This is a genomic window from Adlercreutzia caecimuris B7 (assembly GCF_000403355.2).
Taxonomy (GTDB): domain Bacteria; phylum Actinomycetota; class Coriobacteriia; order Coriobacteriales; family Eggerthellaceae; genus Adlercreutzia; species Adlercreutzia caecimuris.
In genome coordinates this window covers 1,101,248-1,118,066 of sequence record NZ_KE159646.1, presented here as the reverse complement: position 1 = coordinate 1,118,066, position 16,819 = coordinate 1,101,248, and the positions used below count along the sequence as shown (strand labels likewise).

Annotated in this window: 16 protein-coding genes; 12 read left to right on the top strand and 4 right to left on the bottom strand. The window is 64.9% G+C overall.

Annotated features, from left to right (window positions below; all coding sequences use genetic code 11):
• Positions 1 to 6 precede the first annotated feature (6 nt).
• The 4 genes from ruvB to C811_RS16520 all read left to right on the top strand — a co-directional run bounded on the left by ruvB (position 7) and on the right by C811_RS16520 (position 3,582).
• A complete protein-coding gene (gene ruvB, locus C811_RS08355) occupies positions 7 to 1,089 on the top strand; it encodes a Holliday junction branch migration DNA helicase RuvB (RefSeq protein ID WP_016309122.1) in 1,083 nt (360 codons plus the stop codon).
• Positions 1,090 to 1,255: 166 nt separating this feature from the next.
• Positions 1,256 to 1,663, top strand: a complete 408-nt coding sequence (locus C811_RS08350; RefSeq protein WP_016309121.1) for a hypothetical protein — start codon at positions 1,256 to 1,258, stop codon at positions 1,661 to 1,663.
• Between the two features lie 131 nt (positions 1,664 to 1,794).
• Positions 1,795 to 1,998 carry a cold-shock protein gene (locus C811_RS08345; protein ID WP_016309120.1) on the top strand — a complete coding sequence of 68 codons (204 nt, stop codon included), beginning with the start codon at positions 1,795 to 1,797 and terminating at the stop codon, positions 1,996 to 1,998.
• 255 nt (positions 1,999 to 2,253) lie between these two features.
• The gene (locus tag C811_RS16520; protein ID WP_016309119.1) at positions 2,254 to 3,582 is read left to right on the top strand and encodes a hypothetical protein; all 1,329 of its coding nucleotides are present in this window, start codon (positions 2,254 to 2,256) and stop codon (positions 3,580 to 3,582) included.
• Between the two features lie 72 nt (positions 3,583 to 3,654).
• On the opposite strand, the gene C811_RS08340 is transcribed toward C811_RS16520, so the two are convergent.
• Positions 3,655 to 4,548 carry a class I SAM-dependent methyltransferase gene (locus tag C811_RS08340; RefSeq protein ID WP_016309118.1) on the bottom strand — a complete coding sequence of 298 codons (894 nt, stop codon included), beginning with the start codon at positions 4,546 to 4,548 and terminating at the stop codon, positions 3,655 to 3,657.
• Positions 4,549 to 4,797: 249 nt separating this feature from the next.
• Between C811_RS08340 and thyX the strand changes: the two genes are divergently transcribed.
• The 6 genes from thyX to C811_RS08310 all read left to right on the top strand — a co-directional run bounded on the left by thyX (position 4,798) and on the right by C811_RS08310 (position 10,080).
• Entirely contained in the window at positions 4,798 to 5,490 is a 693-nt protein-coding gene (gene thyX / locus C811_RS08335; RefSeq protein WP_016309117.1) for an FAD-dependent thymidylate synthase, read from the top strand.
• Between the two features lie 75 nt (positions 5,491 to 5,565).
• Entirely contained in the window at positions 5,566 to 6,663 is a 1,098-nt protein-coding gene (locus C811_RS08330) for a DUF1385 domain-containing protein (protein WP_016309116.1), read from the top strand.
• Between the two features lie 119 nt (positions 6,664 to 6,782).
• Positions 6,783 to 7,514, top strand: coding sequence for an amino acid ABC transporter ATP-binding protein (locus C811_RS08325; protein WP_022926460.1), 732 nt, complete (start codon positions 6,783 to 6,785; stop codon positions 7,512 to 7,514).
• Between the two features lie 12 nt (positions 7,515 to 7,526).
• Entirely contained in the window at positions 7,527 to 8,414 is an 888-nt protein-coding gene (locus tag C811_RS08320) for a transporter substrate-binding domain-containing protein (protein ID WP_016309114.1), read from the top strand.
• The gene (locus C811_RS16205; RefSeq protein WP_016309113.1) at positions 8,414 to 9,427 is read left to right on the top strand and encodes an amino acid ABC transporter permease; all 1,014 of its coding nucleotides are present in this window, start codon (positions 8,414 to 8,416) and stop codon (positions 9,425 to 9,427) included. The genes C811_RS08320 and C811_RS16205 overlap by 1 nt, the downstream gene beginning before the upstream one ends.
• Entirely contained in the window at positions 9,424 to 10,080 is a 657-nt protein-coding gene (locus tag C811_RS08310; protein ID WP_016309112.1) for an amino acid ABC transporter permease, read from the top strand. The genes C811_RS16205 and C811_RS08310 overlap by 4 nt, the downstream gene beginning before the upstream one ends.
• A 118-nt stretch (positions 10,081 to 10,198) precedes the next feature.
• Here C811_RS08310 and C811_RS08305 read toward each other — a convergent pair whose 3' ends face one another.
• The gene (locus C811_RS08305; RefSeq protein ID WP_016309111.1) at positions 10,199 to 10,699 is read right to left on the bottom strand and encodes a hypothetical protein; all 501 of its coding nucleotides are present in this window, start codon (positions 10,697 to 10,699) and stop codon (positions 10,199 to 10,201) included.
• Between the two features lie 419 nt (positions 10,700 to 11,118).
• Here C811_RS08305 and C811_RS08300 point away from each other — a divergent pair, with 419 nt between their 5' ends.
• The gene (locus C811_RS08300; RefSeq protein ID WP_016309110.1) at positions 11,119 to 13,626 is read left to right on the top strand and encodes a DNA topoisomerase I; all 2,508 of its coding nucleotides are present in this window, start codon (positions 11,119 to 11,121) and stop codon (positions 13,624 to 13,626) included.
• A gap of 384 nt (positions 13,627 to 14,010) precedes the next feature.
• On the opposite strand, the gene C811_RS08295 is transcribed toward C811_RS08300, so the two are convergent.
• The gene (locus tag C811_RS08295) at positions 14,011 to 14,562 is read right to left on the bottom strand and encodes a FumA C-terminus/TtdB family hydratase beta subunit (RefSeq protein ID WP_016309109.1); all 552 of its coding nucleotides are present in this window, start codon (positions 14,560 to 14,562) and stop codon (positions 14,011 to 14,013) included.
• A gap of 9 nt (positions 14,563 to 14,571) precedes the next feature.
• Complete coding sequence (locus tag C811_RS08290) at positions 14,572 to 15,477, bottom strand: fumarate hydratase (protein ID WP_016309108.1); 906 nt, start codon at positions 15,475 to 15,477, stop codon at positions 14,572 to 14,574.
• 171 nt (positions 15,478 to 15,648) lie between these two features.
• Between C811_RS08290 and C811_RS08285 the strand changes: the two genes are divergently transcribed.
• Entirely contained in the window at positions 15,649 to 16,818 is a 1,170-nt protein-coding gene (locus C811_RS08285) for an NAD(P)-dependent malic enzyme (protein WP_016309107.1), read from the top strand.
• Position 16,819 lies beyond the last annotated feature (1 nt).

Sequence of the window (16,819 nt, the reverse complement as noted above, 5' to 3'; positions counted from 1 at the left end):
GCAGCCATGGCATTTGATCTGGACATAGAGGGCATCGGGTACGTGGCCGAGGGCGGCGCGTCTTCGGGGCGCGCGACGGCCGAGGGTCGTGAGCGGGCCGTGGCGCCCACCTTCACTGAAGACGACTTGGAGTTGGATTTCTCGCTGCGCCCGAAGCGGCTGGACGACTATCTGGGCCAGAGCAAGGTGAAGGAATCGCTCGGCATAATGATCGACGCGGCCCGGGCCCGGGGGGATGTGGCCGACCACATTTTGTTCTCGGGGCCTCCGGGCCTGGGCAAGACCACGCTCGCCACGGTGGTGGCCAACGAGCTGGGCGCTTCCATCCGCACCACCTCGGGGCCGGCTATCGCCCGCACGGGGGACCTGGCCGCCATCCTCACGAACCTCGAAGAGGGCGACGTGCTGTTCATCGACGAGATTCACCGCCTGAACCGCATGGTGGAGGAGGTGCTGTACCCGGCGCTGGAGGATTTCGAGTTGGACATCGTGGTGGGCAAGGGCCCCGCGGCCCGCTCCATCCGGCTCGACCTGCCGCGCTTCACGCTCATCGGAGCCACCACGCGCACGGGCCTGCTCACCGGCCCTTTGCGCGACCGCTTCGGCGTGGCCTTCCGTTTGCAGTACTACACGCCCGAGGAGCTGGCGCTCATCGTGTGCCGGTCGGCTGCTATTCTGAACGTGTCTATCGACGAGGAGGGCGCGCTGGAAATCGCGCGGCGCTCGCGGGGCACGCCCCGTCTGGCGAACCGCCTGCTGAAGCGCGTGCGCGACTGGGCCCAGGTGCGCGGCGACGGCGCCATCACCGAAGACGTGGCCGCCGAGGCCCTCACGTTCTTCGAAGTGGACCACTTGGGGCTCGATGCGGTGGACAACCGCCTGTTGGAAGTGCTCTGCGTGCAGTTCTCGGGGCGCCCGGTGGGGCTCACCACCCTGGCGAGTGCCCTGGCGGAAGACCCCGACACGGTGGAAGACGTGTACGAGCCCTACCTCATGCAGCAGGGCCTGATGATGCGCACGCCCAAAGGCCGCCAGGCCACCCCCGGCGCCTGGGAGCACTTGGGCCTTATGGCGCCCGAGGGTTGTTAGCTCGGTTCGAGTCGATTTCGGCCGCCCCTCCCTGCGGGCACTGACGTTGTCGGGCGGCCGGCCTGAAGGCCCGCCCCTACGAAGGCGCGAAAGAGGCTTGTTCCATTTGGAGGAGGAAGGCAGGAGCCCCGAAAGGCGCCCCTGCGGAGTTATTGGAGGAGCAACTGTGTTCGAGCAAGATTATCTGATGCGCATTATCGCCCAGCTTTTGGGCGGCATTCGCCGCTCCATGGAGCGCGCCGCTGGCGAGGAGGATCCCGATGGTGCGGCTCGTATGCTGGATATGGCCATAGGCGACGCCACCGACCTGGACGGCGAGGCGCTGCTCTCGCTCGCGCCCGAGTCCATGGCGACGATCCTGCAGGTGTCGGGGGTGGACCCGCACCTGACCGAGCATATTGCGCGCAGCCTCCTTCTGTCGTCGCGCTACTACGGCGAGGCCGGCAACAGCGAGATGGCCGACTTGCGCTCGAGCCAGGCCCGGGCCCTCGCCGAGGCCTACGGCCACGAGCTTTCCGACGATGCGGTCGGCGACGAGGAACTTGAGGCTTTTCTTGAGGAAGCCGCCGAATAAGCGAATTCCCCGCGAAAAACCGCGCAACTTAGCGTATAGTGATGGGGCGCTCCTAAATGGGGAGCTGGGGCCTCAGGGCCCGTGTTACTATCCCCTCTCGGAGGACGGGAGGGAGGAAAGAGGAAAGCATCATGGCGGAAGGCACTGTCAAGTGGTTCAACCCCGAGAAGGGCTACGGCTTCATTTCTCAGAACGACGGCGAGGATCTGTTCGTTCATTTCTCTGAGATCAAGATGTCGGGCTTCAAGACCCTCAACGAGGGCGACGCCGTTACCTTCGAGGTGACCGAGGGCCAGAACGGCAAGCTGCAGGCGAGCAACGTGGAACGTCTCTAAGCTTTAGATACTCCATCAACGCCGAGGGGCTCCGGAATTTCCGGAGCCCCTCTTTTTGCGTGCGAGTCGAGAGCATAGAGCTGCCCTTTCGATGTCCGTTTTCTCGCTGACGAAATTGTAAGTAGGATTGGGAGAGCCGCTTACGGATATCACTGAGCCTATAAACGAAAATGGGGGGGTAAGCATTTAAATGAGCGAGCCTGCTATCCTCTGCGCATAGGAGTCCAAGGGACATACGGCAAAGGAGGATTTTTCATGAGAGTTCGGAACTTTCTTGAGGTTAAACTAAGATTCGCTGCCATTGGCTTGCTTGTCGCAATGGCCAGTTTTTTTGTTATGATGATGTGCCCAACTCCGGCGTTGGCTGAAACCCCTACTGGGTCCTCTGGCGTTGTGTCGTATGTGCGGGTTGGTGCAAGTTATATCTACATCAACCAGGATTACCCTTGGTTTTCGTGGGTTGACGATGATAGTGGAGTTCCAAATAATGGATATGTTTCAAAGGCTCCTTCAGGGGTGAGCTTTGATCCGAAAACCAACACTCTTACTTTAGCCAATTATAAAGCTCGGACTTCTGAGTCGTACCCTGTGCAGGATTCCGATCAAGTTTTTAAGGACTGTCATATATATATTGGAGGAGATGGTAATGCCAAAGTAACGGTTCTTTTGAAGGGAACCAATACTTTGACTGACTCCTATAAAAGAACTCAAGTAGATAAGCCGTACTTTATCGGTAGCGACTGCAACCTTGTGGTGAAAGGGGGCACGCTCAAAACATCCAAATGCAATGGTATCGCCTCAGCCAAGAATATCTCGATCAAGTCAGGTACGCTGCGCATCAATCAATGCGGCACGTGGGGTGGAGCACTTTTGGCGGAAAACGGCAATGTCTCTATCTCTAAGGCGGCAAAACTTTACCTGATCGGTGCTGACAAAGAGGGCGGAGACGAGCTCATTGATGCAAAGAAGTGTACAAACAGCTATACGTCTTTTAAGAAGTTGTGGGGTACGCTCTGCTATGGTGCCACATTCAAGGCGGTGAGAGTGGATGCCATGGGATACAAGCTGAATTGTGGAATCTTTCAGGTAAGTACCAAACCGGGTGAGGCTTATAGCATAAGGGCGGTCCGAGAAACGGGCGCAGAAATGACTGGTTTTCAGTATATATCTAGGCTGACTTGCACGACCTACACTCCGTACATCACGGGTTGCACATCCAATGCGTTTAAGATAGGTTCAAAGGCGGCCAAAGTAAAAACGGTCTTGCTGAGCAACAAGGTAAATGCGATAGGCAAGCAGGCCTTCAAGCCGTTGAAGAAGCTCAAGAAGATTATAATTCCGTGCGGGCCGAAATCGAGCTTTCTCTATTGCAATGGTAGTGCTGTCAAATCAAAGGCCGGGAGCGAAATGAGCAAGAAGGCGTTTTCCGGGGTAAGCAAGCGCGCTACCATTGAAATTCAGTATTACAACAAAAAGAAAATGTCAAAGAGCAGGATTGCTGCGAAGTGCAAGAAAGTTCTCCGCTCCTATGGTTTACCTGCAAGCGTTAAAGTGAAAGTAGTATTCAAAACCCCTCTGGTGTAGTGTATTCAACCAGTATCCATCGCGTAGTTGGTTTTATCGGCGGGTCGGAACTCCGGCCCGCATTCTTGTTCTCTACTTATTCCAGGAAAGGAAGGCCCAGGTGACGGTGCGGGGCTCGGCGAGGTGCCAGGCGCCTTGGGCCACGCCCTTGCAATCGGGTTCGCCGGCGTGCTCGTTGGGCACCAGGTTGACGGCAAGCCATTCGCGCAAGCTGGCGCGGGCGCGCTCCCGCTCGGCAGCAGAGGCCTGGACGGCCGAGGAATCGTCGATCATGGCGGCCAGCTTCTCGAAAGCATCCTCGGGGGATGCAAACGTGTCCTCGCGGGTGCTCGCGATGTAGCGCACCTCGGCCTTGATGCCCTCGGCCGCCAAGATGTTGAAAGCATAGAGGTAGTCGCGCCCGAGCAGGCAGGGGAGTCCCACGGCGGCCAGGATGCGCTCGTCCACGCGCGGGGAGGAGCCGGTGGCGAGCGTGATGCACACGCGCCGGCGCGCCACTTCGGAAAGGCGCAGCAGGGATTCGCGCAGATCGGCGGTGGCAATGGAGCGCGAGGCGATGGCCACGTCGGTCATGCCCGCGCGCACGCCGAAGGCGGGCCAATCGTCCTCCCAGCTCATGAGTTTGGGGAAGACCGTGCGCACGCCCGCGGCATCGAGCCGGGCCTGCATTTGGTCGAGCATGCCCTGGGAGAAATCGGCGGCCACCACCTTGTGCCCGGCCTCGCCGAGGGGTACGGCCAAAGCGCCGGTGCCGCAGCCCATATCGAATACCGTCTCGCCGGGGCGGATGGCGGCATAGGCCAGGAACTGCTCCACGTAGCGGTTCGGGGCGTCTTTGGTGGTGAAAGTGGCCGAGCGCTTGTCCCAGAACGAGGCGTCGTCGGCATGGCGGCGCAGCTTCTGGAGCTCTTTCCACTCCTCGTTCCAATCCGTTGAGCCGAGCAGGGGTGTAAATTCGTCGTGCATGGGGCCTCCCAGCTATATCGTCGGTCGTCCAGCCATTATACTTCTCCGGAATGAAAAGAATCGCTGATAGCGGCTCCCGAGCAAGGAGGAGTGCGGAGGAGGCGGCCGGCGTCCTGACCGAGCGAGTTCCGCAGCGACGAGAACAGCCCAGCGGGCTGTTCTCCCAAGTGAGGACTGTCTGAGCGAATCAGGATGCCGGCCGTCTCCGACAGGCGAAAACTCTCAGCGAACGACTTCAAGGAGAGCCTCATGCAGGTAGAGCTTCTGTACCATACGCCCGACCCCGAGCGCGCCATCGCCACGGCGGCCCGTTTATGCTACGCGCCCGTGGGCGCGAGCGAGCTCATGGAGACCATGCCGCCCGAGCGGGTGCGGTCGGTGCTGTCCGCCATCATGGGCTCGGGGCACTTCTCCACCTTGGAGCACGCGAGCTACACCTTCGCCGTGGACGGTGTGTCCCGGGCGCTCACCCACCAGCTGGTGCGCCACCGCATCGCCAGTTTCAACCAGCAGTCCCAGCGCTACGTGAAGTTCAAGGGCGAGATTCCCGTGGTGAAACCGGCCACCGTGGCCGACAACGCCGAGACGAGCGCGCTGTTCGACGAGGCCATCGAGTGCGTGACGCGCGCCTACCGCATGCTTGTGGAGGCCGGGGTGCCCGCCGAGGACGCACGCTACCTTCTGCCCAACGCCGCCGAGACGAAGATCGTCATCACCATGAACGTGCGCGAGCTGCTGCACTTCTTCGAGCTGCGCTGCTGCAACCGCGCTCAGTGGGAGATTCGCGATCTGGCGTGGAAGATGCTGGAGCTGGCGCGTCCCACGGCCCCCTACATCTTCGCCGATGCCGGTGCGCCCTGCGTGCACGGTACCTGCCCCGAGGGGAAGATGACCTGCGGCAACCCCTTCCCGCGCGTGGATCGCGCGACGTTGGACCAGTAGGCGGTTCGGCACCGCCCCGCTTGTCGGGGCGTGTCAAGCGAGGTATTCGAGAACGAAAAGGGATACGAAGGACCCATGGCAAAGCAGAAGAGCGACCTGTCCCGCGCCTTTTCCGAGGACGGGGCTATTAAGACCCACGTGGGCGGCCAGGCCCTCATCGAGGGCGTGATGATGCGCGGCAAGTACAACTGGGCCGTGGCCGTGCGCGAGCCGAGCGGCGCCATCTACGTGGAAGAGCACGACCTGAAGAGCGGTCAGGACAAGAACGGCTGGATGTACTGGCCGCTCGTGCGCGGCTGCCGGGCGCTTGTGGAGTCACTCATGCTGGGCTTCAAGGCCTTGGAGATCGCCGCACTGCACGCCTTCGGCGATGCGGAGGGCGAGCAGAAGGCCGCCGCCGAGGCTTCGGCCGAGGCCGTGGACTACGAGACGACGCTGACCGAAGATGCCGAGACGCGCGAGGAAGAAGAGGAGTTCGGGCACCGCGAGATGATGATCTCCATGATCGTGGGGCTCGTGCTGGGTGTGGTGCTGTTCATCGTGGCGCCGGCGGCCGTGACGAACCTCATCGTGGGGGAGTACGACGATCACACGCTTGCCTGGAACATCGTGGACGGCCTTCTGCGTGTGGCGGTGTTCGTGTTCTATATCTGGCTCATCGGGCGCATGGAGGACATCAAGCGCATGTTCATGTACCACGGCGCCGAGCACAAAGCCATACACTGCTTCGAGCACGGGCTGCCCATGACGCCCGAGAACGCCCGGCAGTTCCCGCGCCTGCACGTGCGCTGCGGCACCGCCTTTCTCATCATGGTGATGGTCATCGCCATTCTGGTGTACACCATCTTCCCCCTCAACGCCATCATCGCCGGCTTCGGGGTGCCCGACGGGCTGCCGAAGCTTCTGCTCGTCATCGTGGCGCGCATCGTGCTCATGCCCGTGATCGCCGGCATCTCCTACGAGATCACAGTGAAGTGGGCGGGAAGCCATCCGGACAACCCGCTTGTGAAGGTGATCCTGTGGCCCGGCATGCAGATGCAGTACCTGACCACCCACGAGCCCGACGACGCCCAGATGGAGTGCGCCATCGCCGCCATGCAGACCGTGCTCGCCCGCGAGGAGGCCGAGGCGGCCCGGGCAACTGATGCGACGGAGGCGATCGCCGCGTCGTGACGGCCTGTCAATGAGCCGTGAAAAAGCCGTTGCAGCGGCGAAACCACGACCTGCAAGCTGAACGTTACAATCCCACTAATCTATTCGGTGCAACGTGCTAGATAGGAGCGTGGGATGTGATGGAGCCTCTTATCTCCGCGAAAGATCTCAAAAAGAACTTCGGCCACGTGGAGGCCTTGAAGGGCGTGTCCCTCGATGTGGCCGAGGGCGAGAAGGTGGTCGTCATCGGGCCATCGGGCTCGGGCAAAAGCGTGCTCATCCGCTGCATGAACGCGCTGGAGCGCCCCGATTCCGGCGAGCTTACCGTGGACGGGATGGACCTTATGGCCCGCAAGGCGGACAGCCGCGCCCTGGCAAGCCGGGTGGCCATGGTGTTCCAGGGCTACAACCTGTACCCGCACAAGACCGTGCTGGAAAACGTCACCTTCGCGCCCGAGAAGGTACTGAAGGTGCCCGCCGCCGAGGCGAAGGCGCGGGCGCTGGAGTACTTGGAGCGCGTAGGGCTCACGAGCAAGCTGGACAAGTACCCCGACCAGCTCTCGGGAGGCCAGCAGCAGCGCGTGGCCATCGCCCGGGCGCTGAACATGCACCCGAAGATCATGCTGTTGGACGAGCCGACGAGCGCGCTGGACCCGGAGATGGTGAACGAGGTGCTCGACGTCATCAAGTCGCTTGCCGAGACGAACATGACCATCGTGATGGTAACCCACGAGATGGGCCTTGCCCGCGATGCCGCCGACAAGGTGGTGTTCATGGAAAACGGCCTCGTGGTAGATGCCGGCACGCCGGAGTACCTGTTCGGGCCCGACTCCAACGAGCGCGTGCAGGCCTTCCTCTCAAAGATACTGTAGGGGGCGGCTGCCATGGGAAAACGACTTCTCACGCGCCGCGCCTTCGTGCGCTCGGCGGCTGCGGCGGCCGGTGCGGTGGCCCTGGGCGCCGCACTGCCTATGGCCGGCTGCGCGTCGGCCGGCGACGTGCTGCGGGTGGGCACCAAGGTAGACGTGCCCGGCTTCGGTTTCCAGAACCCCGAGACCGGCAACGTGGAGGGCCTGGAGGTGGATGTGGCCCGGGAGCTCGCCGCCCGCATCAAGGGCGATGCGAACGCGCTCGAGCTCACCGGCGTGAACGCCACCACCCGCGGTGCCATGCTGGACAACGGGGCGCTCGACGCTGCGCTGGCCACCTTCACCATCACCGATGACCGTTGCCGCAGCTACGATTTCTCGCGGCCCTACTACATCGACACCATCGGCATTCTCGTGAAGAAAGACTCCGGTATTTCGGATTTGGCCGGCCTTGACGGCAAGACCGTGGGCGTGGCGCTGTCGGCCACCACGAAGGACAAGCTGCGCGAGGCGGCCGATGCGCTCGGCATTGCGCTGAACTTCGCCGAGTACGCCACCTATCCCGAGATCAAGATCGCGCTCGTGGTGGGACGGGTGGACGCCTTCTCGGTGGACCGCTCCATTCTGCTGGGCTATCAGGACGACACGACCCGTCTTCTGGACACGCAGTTCGCGCCCCAGGAGTACGGCGTGGCCACAGCCAAGGGCAGCGAGCTGACAGGCCAGGTGGACGCCGCCATCGCGGCCATGGAGGCCGACGGCACGCTGGCCTCGCTGAAGGAACGCTGGGGGCTGTCGCTTGTGACCGAGGCCGACATGGAGGCGGAGCAGGCGGCCGGCAGCGTGGGCCTCGGCGCGGGGGATGCGGCCGACGATGCGCCGGTGCGCGGGGGAGGTGCGTGATGGGGGAGATCTTCGCGCCCTACAAATGGGAGGCGCTCTTCGTGCGCTGGCCCGACATCCTCGCCGCCTTCGGTACCACCGTGGGTATCTCGGCCGGCGCCCTCGTGCTGGCGCTGGCGCTGGGGTTTGCCTTCAGCATGCTGTCGGTGTCGCGCTTCAAGCCCCTGCGCGGTGTGGCCCGCTTGTACGTGGAGGTGGTGCAGAACGTGCCGCTGCTTTTGCAGGTGTTCGTGCTGTACGCGGTGTTTCCGCTGCTGGGGCTCTCGCTCGCGTCGTTCTGGATCGGCGTGCTGGCCATCGGGGTGTACCACGGCGCCTACATGTCCGAAGTGGTGCGCAGCGGCATCGGGTCCATCCACCGCGGGCAGTTCGAGGCGGCAAAGAGCCAGGGCTTTACCTACCTGCAGACCATGATGCTCGTCATTCTGCCCCAGGCCATGCGCATTATCCTGCCTCCTTTGGCCGTGCAGGCGGCGAATTTGGTGAAGAACACGAGCGTGCTGGCCCTTATCGCCGGCGGCGAGCTTATGTACTTCTCCAACTCCTTCGCCGGCGACACGAGCTACTACGGGCCGGCCTACGTGGCGGCCGCGGTGCTGTACTTCGCCATCTGCTTCCCCCTGTCGCGGGCGGCGGTGTACCTGGAGCACCGTATGCGCAGCCACCGCCACGTGGTGACGGGCGACGCCACCAAGGTGTTGGAGGCCGACGGCGCCGAGGTGACCCCGGGCACCCACGACCTGACCGGGCGGGCGGCCGCGGCGGCTCTGGCCGGCGGCGTGACGACGATGATGGAGGGCACGACCTCGCTCGTGCCGCCGGTGAGCGACAAGGGACGCTACCTCACCTACGCCGAGCTGTACGGGGTTGACCGCGGGGCGTGGCCCGACCCGGCCCACGGCAGTTATCCACGCCCCCGCAAGCCCCGCAAGGGCCACGCGAAGCGCTTCGCCTCGCGGGATCGGCGGCGTCAGGCCGGCGGCGCGCGTCGCGGGAGAGGAGGCCGGAAATGAGCGATATCATAGCGCTGCTCACCTGGACGAACCTGCGATTCCTTCTGGAGGGCCTGGGGCTCACGCTCGTCATCTCGGCGCTGTCCATCGCCTGCTCGGTGGTGCTCGGCGCGGTCATCTCCATCATGCGCGGCTCGCGGCTGCGCGTGATGCGCGGCATCTCCATCGCCTACGTGGAGCTGTTCAAGAACACACCGCTTTTGCTGTGGATCATGTTCACGTTCTTCGTGGCCCAGCTGCCGCCCCTGCCCGCAGCCGTGGTAGCGTTCACCCTGTTCACAGCGGCCTCGGTGGCCGAGATCGTGCGCGGGGGTTTGGCCAGCGTGCCCGCGGGCCAGTACGAGGCGGCCCGTTCCCAGGGCTTCTCGGCCCCGCAGATGTACGTGCTCATCATCCTGCCCCAGGCGCTGCGCAACATGGTGCCGGCGCTGCTGTCTCAGTTCGTGACCACCATCAAGGACACGTCGTATCTGTGGGGCGCCATGGCGCTGCAGGAACTGATGGGCCGCGGCATGATCCTCATGAACAGTTTCAACTCCACGGTGCAGATCTTCGCCATCTTCGGGCTTCTGGCGCTTATCTACTTCGCGGTGTGCTTCACCCTCTCGCAGTTCGTGCGCGCCTACCAGAAGCGCCTCACGGGCGCGCGGTAGATCGGCTGCAAAAAAACGGGGCACCTTGCCGATCAAGACGCCCCGTGTTCTTTCAGGCGCATCGCGCGCGTTGCGGGTTGCAGCCGGCAGCCGGCCCGGATATCCCCGATGCGGTGGTCTAGCCCAAGTATCCCAGATAGGGCAGGTAGTCTTGGGCGGAGGCGGGCACGGCGAGGGTGACCTTCTGCCCGTAGGCGTCCACCGTGACCACGCTCGGGTCGTCGTAGGTGGTCACGGTGGCGTCGGTGCCGCCGTAGCTGATGGAGGAGGTGCCAGTCTCGGTGGCGCCATCGGGCAGGCTCGTCACCTCCCAGCTGTCGATGTCGAGTCCGGCGATGGCGGCGTCCACCTCCGCATCCGACATGCCCGTGGCCGCGGCGATCTTGTCGCGGTTGTTCTCGAGGGCGGCCTTGGCCTTGCTTTTCAGACCCGTGGCGTCGAGCGCCGCGTTGGCGGCGGCGTTCTTCCCGCCCTCCATGAGGCCGGCCAGGGGATTCTCCAGGTTGCCGAGGCCTGCGAAGGGCGAGCCGATGCCCAGCTGGGGCAGAATGCCGAAGACGGCGACGATGACAATGAAGGCGAAGATGAGGGCCAGAAGGCCCTTGATGGCTTTGGTCATGGAAGTCCTCCCCGGCATTCCCGCTACCCGGCGCGAACGGTGGCCGGGGGTTCTCGTCTCTCGTGAAAGGGCGCCGTCGGTGATGCGTGTCTGCTCGGTTTCGGCGAATCTGTCGTGCGATTCGACGGTGCCGTAGGCCCATGGTACCCTGCGCGGCGGCGCTTCACAAATCCCCCGCAGCATCTTCAAAGGTTGCCGATCAGACCCACAGTAAACGCCCACGGGTCTGAACGGAACCTGAAGCCGCGCCGGGGCACCCCTTGCCGTGACGGCGAAATCGTGTATCCTAGGCCCCGCGCAAAAACGCGGCCACCATTCGGGCCGCCCCGCGCCCATACAAACCCCGCGCACGTAAAACTTGAATGGGGCATCGTGCGAATGCTGAAGGCCCGCGCGGCCACGAAGGAGGAGATAAGCCCGTGAAGCTGGTTGTCACCGAGAAGAACGACGCGGCGGTGAAGATCGCCGATCTGCTGGGGGCCGCGAAACCGACGGCCGACAAGGTGTTCAACACCCCGGTCTACCGATTCGATGTGGACGGGGAGGAGTGGGTGACCATCGGCCTGCGCGGCCACATCCTGGAGCCCGATTTCACGCCGTCCCTCATATATAAGAAGCGCGGCGGCTGGTCCGGCGTGACCGCCGAGGGCGAGGCGCTGCCGGCCGAGCTGCCCGCGAACCTGCCCACCCCGCCCTTCAAGAAAAAGAAGCCCTTCACCGCCGATGGCGTGGAGCTCAAGGGCTGGAAGATGGAGGCGCTGCCCTATCTCATCTACGCGCCCATCGAGAAGCTGCCCAAGGAGAAGGACATTATCCGCTCGCTGAAGAACCTGGCGAAGAAGGCCGATTCCATCGTGATCGCCACCGACTTCGACCGCGAGGGCGAGCTTATCGGGTCCGACGCGCTGTCGTGCTGCCGCGAGGTGAACACCACAGCTCCCGTATCCCGCGCCCGCTACTCGGCCTTCACCAAGCCCGAGATCACCCACGCCTTCGCGAATCTGGTGCCCATGGACGACGACTTGGCCGCGGCCGGCGGGTCGCGCCGCGACATCGACCTTATCTGGGGCGCGGTGCTCACCCGCTACCTCACCCTGGTGAAGTTCGCCGGCTACGGCAACGTGCGCTCGTCGGGCCGCGTGCAGACGCCCACGCTGGCCATTATCGTCGAGCGCGAGCGCGAGCGCATGGCGTTTGTGCCCGAGGACTACTGGGTCATCCGCGGCGCCTTCGATGCCGGCGCGACGGCCGGTCCCACTGTCGGCGATGGCACCGAGGCCTTCGAGGCCCCGCACGCCACGGCCCGCTTCAAGGTGGAGGCCGAGGCCAACGCGGCCATGGAGCACGTCGCGGGCGCGGTAAGCGCGCGTGTGGCCTCGGTGGAGAAGAAGAAGCGCACCGTGGCCCCGCCCGTGCCCTTCAACACCACCTCGCTCATGGCGGCCGCCTCGGCCGAGGGCATAAGCCCCGCGCGCTGCATGCGCATCGCCGAGAGCCTGTACATGGACGGCTACATCTCCTACCCCCGTGTGGACAACACGGTCTACCCCGACTCGCTCGACCTGGCCGAAGTGGTGAACGCCATCGCCGCGAACCCGGCTTACGGCCCCTACTGCCGCGAGCTTCTGGCCGCCGGCCCCTTGAAGGCCACCCGCGGCAAGACCGAGACCACCGACCACCCGCCGGTGTACCCCACGGCAGCGGCCACGCCCGACGATCTGGCGCCGGCCGACTACAAGCTGTACAACCTCATCGCGCGCCGCTTTCTGGCCACGCTGTCGGGCCCAGCCACGGTGGAGGGCACGAAGGTGACGCTGGACGTGGCCGGCGAGCCCTTCGTGGCCAAAGGCGACGTGCTGGCGGTGCCCGGCTTCCGCGCCATCTACCCCTACGGCCTGAAGAAGGACGAGCAGCTTCCCGCCATGGCCGAGGGCGACACCATCGCCTTCAACGGCGCTACCTGCACGAAGAAGCAGACCGAGCCGCCGGCCCGCTATTCCCAGGGCAAGCTCGTGCAGGAGATGGAGAAGCTGGGGCTGGGCACCAAGTCCACCCGCGCCTCCATCATCGAGCGCCTCTACCAGGTGAAGTACGTGCAGAACGACCCCATCGAGCCCTCGCAGCTCGGCATCGCCGTCATTGAGGCTCTCGACAAGTTCGCGCCGCACATCACCCACGCCGAGATGACTGCCGAGCTGGAGCACTCCATGGACCGCATCGCCGAGGGCGAGGTGACCAAGGCCGAGGTGGTGGAGAAGTCGCGCGAGCTTCTGTCCGAGCAGCTGGAAAGCCTCATGCCCCACTCCGAGGAAGTGGCCGAGGCCCTGTCGGATGCCGTGGCCGCCGACGCCTACGTGGGGCCGTGTCCCAAGTGCGGCAAGGACTTGCAGCTGCGGGCGAGCCACAAGACCAAGTCGATGTTCATCGGATGCGCCGGCTGGCCCGACTGCGACGTGACCTACCCGCTTCCCAAAGGCAAGATCGAGGCGGTGCCCGAGAAGTGTCCCACCTGCGGCATGCCCCAGGTGAAGGTGACGGCCTTCCGCGCGAAGCCCCGCGTCCAGTGCATCGACCCGAACTGCCCCACGAACCAGGAGCCTGAGGTGGTGGTGGGCAAGTGCCCCGTCTGCGCCGAGCGCGGCCTGGACAAGCAGCTCATCGCCCGGCGCAACCCGCGCACGCTGAAGCGCTCCATCACCTGCGAGAACTTCGACGAGTGCGCCACGCGCTACCCGCTGCCCCAGTACGGCGACATCATCCCCACCGAGGAGGTGTGCGAGCACTGCGGCGCGCCCATGGTGGTGGTGAAGACCGCCCGCGGGCCCTGGAAGCTCTGCCCCAACTTCGACTGCCCCGGCAAGGAGGAAGAGGAGAAGGCGAAGGCGGCCAAGAAGGGCGGCAAGAAGGCTCCGGCTAAGAAGAAGTAACGTTTCCGGGAAGCGCTCGGAGGTGCCCGCTCGCAGCCCACCGAGCGCTCTGTCCCGCTGCGGATGCCGTTAAGGAAATTGTTGGGAAGCGCCCGGCGGTGGATGCTCGCAGCCCGCTGGGCGCTGTTTCCGCTGCGAACGCGATTAAGGAAATTGTTGGGAAGCGCTCGGAGGTGCCCGCTCGCAGCCCGCTGAGCGCTCTGTCCCGCTGCGAACGCCGTTAAAGGAAACAGCGGGAGGAACGCACGCATGATGGCCCCATCCCGGCATCGTTGATGCTGGCGTGGGGCTGTTTCTTTTAATAACGGCGTTCTCCGCGGGGCGCTCAGAGGTCTGCGAGCGGGCACCTCCGAGCGCTTCGCGCATGGTGATCTTTGCTGGGTTCTATTGGGCGGCGGTCTCTATTTCGCGATAGAGATCGTTTCCCTTTGTATCGACGGCGACATAGGTGGGGAAGTCTTTCAGCGTGAGTTTCCGCAGGGCCTCGGTGCCGAGGTCGTCCCAGCCCACGATCTCGCTTGCGGTGACGGCTTTGGCCAGAAGCGCCGCGATGCCTCCGACGGTGCAGAGGTACACGCTGCCGGTGTCCTTGCAGGCCTGCACCACTTCGGGGCTGCGCTTGCCCTTGCCGATGGCGGCCACGATGCCGGCGGCGAACAGCTGCGGGGTGGCGAAGTCCATGCGGCTGGCGGTGGTGGGGCCCACCGACCCTAAGGGGCGGCCGGCGGCGGCCGGCGTGGGGCCGGCGTAGAAGAGCGTAGCGCCCTCCAGGTTAAAGGGCAGCTGCCCGGTGTCTTCCAGACATTGCAGGGCGCGTTCGTGGCCCGCGTCGCGCATGGTGTACACGGGGCCCGAGAGCAGCACCTCGTCGCCGGCTTCCAGGTTCGCGACGTCTTTCCGGGAAAGCGGCAGGGTGAGGGATACGGTTTTCGCCATGGGTGCTCCTTAGACGAGTCGGACGGAGGCGCTGCGCATGGCGCAGCAGCCCATGTTCACGGCCACGGGCAGCGCGGCGATATGGCAGGGGGCCGTCTCCAGGTGCACGGCCACGGCCGTGGGCGAGCCGCCTAAGGCTGCCGGCCCGATGCCGAGGGCGTTCACCTCGGCGAGCAGCTCCTCCTCGAAGGCCGCGGCCTCGGCGCTGGCGGCAGGGCTTCCCACCTCGCGCAGCAGGGCGTGCTTGGCAAGCCCCGCCACCTTGTCGAAGGTGGCGCCCACGCCCAGGCCGATGACGAGGGGCGGGCAGGCGTTGGCGGCCTTTTCGCGCACGCAGTCGAGCACGACCTTACGCACGCCGGCGGCTCCGGCCCCCGGCGGCAGCATGACCACGCGGGAGGCGTTGTCCGAGCCGCCGCCCTTCAAAAGCACGTGCAGGGTGGCATGGGCGCCGGGCACGAGCTTCAGCTCGCAGAAGGCCGGGGTGTTGTTCCGGGTATTGGCGCGGTCGAAGAGCGCGTCGCGCACGAGGGACATGCGCAGGGCCCCGTCGGTGTAGGCCCGGGCCACCGCGTCGTTCACGCCGCTGAAGATGTTTCCCGGCACGGCCAGCTCCTCGCCGACTTCCAGGCACACCCACACGCTGCCGGTGTCCTGGCAGATGGGCACGGCATCTTCCGCGCCGATGCGGGCGTTTTTCAGGATGCGGTCGAGCACGCCGGCGGTGCGGCCTGCCGGTGCGGCCTGGGCGCGAGCGTCCTCGATGGCGCGCCGGAAGTCGGGCCGCAGCGTGACGGCGCAGGTGCGGACGGCGTCGTAGACGGCGCCGGCGACGGTATCGGCGGCAAGCGGGCCGGCGGCCTTCACGCCGCCGCTCGAGTGCCGGGCGGCTCCGTTCGGGTTGTCTGCGTTCATGGAAATCCTTTCGACGGGAACAGTGTAGCGCACGCCGACGTGGGGGAGGGCCTCGGCGCCGGCGTGCGAGCCCTCTTAGGTGGAACTTGTGCGCAGGAGGGGCGGCGCGCGGGTGGTTCGGGTACAATGGGCAGGTTAGACGGGAGAAAACGTTCTAAGGATTCGGAACCCATGGATATCGCCGCTGAAGCGCTGCAGAAACATACGGACTGGAAGGGCAAGATCGCCTTCGATCCGAAGATGGACATCGATACGCGCCATGACCTGGCCGTGGCCTATACGCCCGGCGTGGCCGAGCCCTGCAAGGTGATTGCCGAGAACCCCGAGGCGGCTTACGACTGTACGCTGAAGGGCAACACCGTGGCCGTGGTCACCGACGGCAGCGCCGTGCTCGGCCTCGGCAACATCGGGCCTGCGGCCGCCATGCCCGTCATGGAGGGCAAGGCCGTGCTGTTCAAGCGGTTCGGCGGAGTGGATGCGTTCCCCATCTGCCTGGATACCCAGGATACCGAGGAGATCATCGAGACGGTTATCCGCATCGCGCCCGGCTTCGGCGGCATCAACCTGGAGGACATCGCCGCGCCGCGCTGCTTCGAGATCGAGGAGCGCTTAAACGACGCGCTCGACATCCCGGTGTTCCACGACGACCAGCACGGCACGGCCATCGTGGTGCTGTCGGGGCTCATCAACGCCCTGCGCCTCACGGGCAAGGACGCCGCCGATGTGCGCGCGGTGGTGAACGGCGCGGGCTCGGCGGGCATCGCCATCGCGAAGCTCATGCTGGCCTACGGCTTCGAGAACGTCACGCTGTGCGACCGCTTCGGCATCGTGAGCTCGGCTTACGAGGGCTTGAACGACGCCCAGCGCGCCATGCTCGCGGTGACGAATATGGACGATATGCAGGGCACGCTCGCCGATGCCATGGCCGGCGCCGACATCGTCGTGGGCGTGTCGGCCCCCGGGGCCATCACCGGCGAGATGGTGGCCTCCATGGCCGACGACGCCATCGTGTTCGCCATGGCAAACCCCACGCCCGAGATCTTCCCCGACGAGGCAAAGGCCGCCGGAGCCCGCGTGGTGGGCACGGGCCGTTCCGACTTCCCGAACCAGGTGAACAACGTCGTCGCCTTCCCGGGCATCTTCAAGGGCGCCCTTGAGGCCCGCGCCGAGCGCATCACCGAGCCCATGAAGCTGGCCGCCGCCCGGGCCCTGGCCGATCTCGTGTCCGACGAGGAACTTTCCGAGGACTTCATCATGCCCAACCCCTTCGATCCGCGCGTGGCCGATGCCGTGGCCGCCGCCGTGCGCGCGAGCGCCGAGGGCGCGCGCAGCGAGGCCTAGG

Coding starts and splice junctions, on each gene's coding strand:
- C811_RS16205 (WP_016309113.1), top strand. CDS start 8,414: ATGGGGGAGATCTTCGCGCCCTACAAATGGGAGGCGCTCTTCGTGCGC.
- C811_RS08325 (WP_022926460.1), top strand. CDS start 6,783: ATGGAGCCTCTTATCTCCGCGAAAGATCTCAAAAAGAACTTCGGCCAC.
- ruvB (WP_016309122.1), top strand. CDS start 7: ATGGCATTTGATCTGGACATAGAGGGCATCGGGTACGTGGCCGAGGGC.
- C811_RS08310 (WP_016309112.1), top strand. CDS start 9,424: ATGAGCGATATCATAGCGCTGCTCACCTGGACGAACCTGCGATTCCTT.
- C811_RS16520 (WP_016309119.1), top strand. CDS start 2,254: ATGAGAGTTCGGAACTTTCTTGAGGTTAAACTAAGATTCGCTGCCATT.
- C811_RS08285 (WP_016309107.1), top strand. CDS start 15,649: ATGGATATCGCCGCTGAAGCGCTGCAGAAACATACGGACTGGAAGGGC.
- C811_RS08340 (WP_016309118.1), bottom strand. CDS start 4,548: ATGCACGACGAATTTACACCCCTGCTCGGCTCAACGGATTGGAACGAG.
- C811_RS08330 (WP_016309116.1), top strand. CDS start 5,566: ATGGCAAAGCAGAAGAGCGACCTGTCCCGCGCCTTTTCCGAGGACGGG.
- thyX (WP_016309117.1), top strand. CDS start 4,798: ATGCAGGTAGAGCTTCTGTACCATACGCCCGACCCCGAGCGCGCCATC.
- C811_RS08295 (WP_016309109.1), bottom strand. CDS start 14,562: ATGGCGAAAACCGTATCCCTCACCCTGCCGCTTTCCCGGAAAGACGTC.
- C811_RS08345 (WP_016309120.1), top strand. CDS start 1,795: ATGGCGGAAGGCACTGTCAAGTGGTTCAACCCCGAGAAGGGCTACGGC.
- C811_RS08290 (WP_016309108.1), bottom strand. CDS start 15,477: ATGAACGCAGACAACCCGAACGGAGCCGCCCGGCACTCGAGCGGCGGC.
- C811_RS08320 (WP_016309114.1), top strand. CDS start 7,527: ATGGGAAAACGACTTCTCACGCGCCGCGCCTTCGTGCGCTCGGCGGCT.
- C811_RS08305 (WP_016309111.1), bottom strand. CDS start 10,699: ATGACCAAAGCCATCAAGGGCCTTCTGGCCCTCATCTTCGCCTTCATT.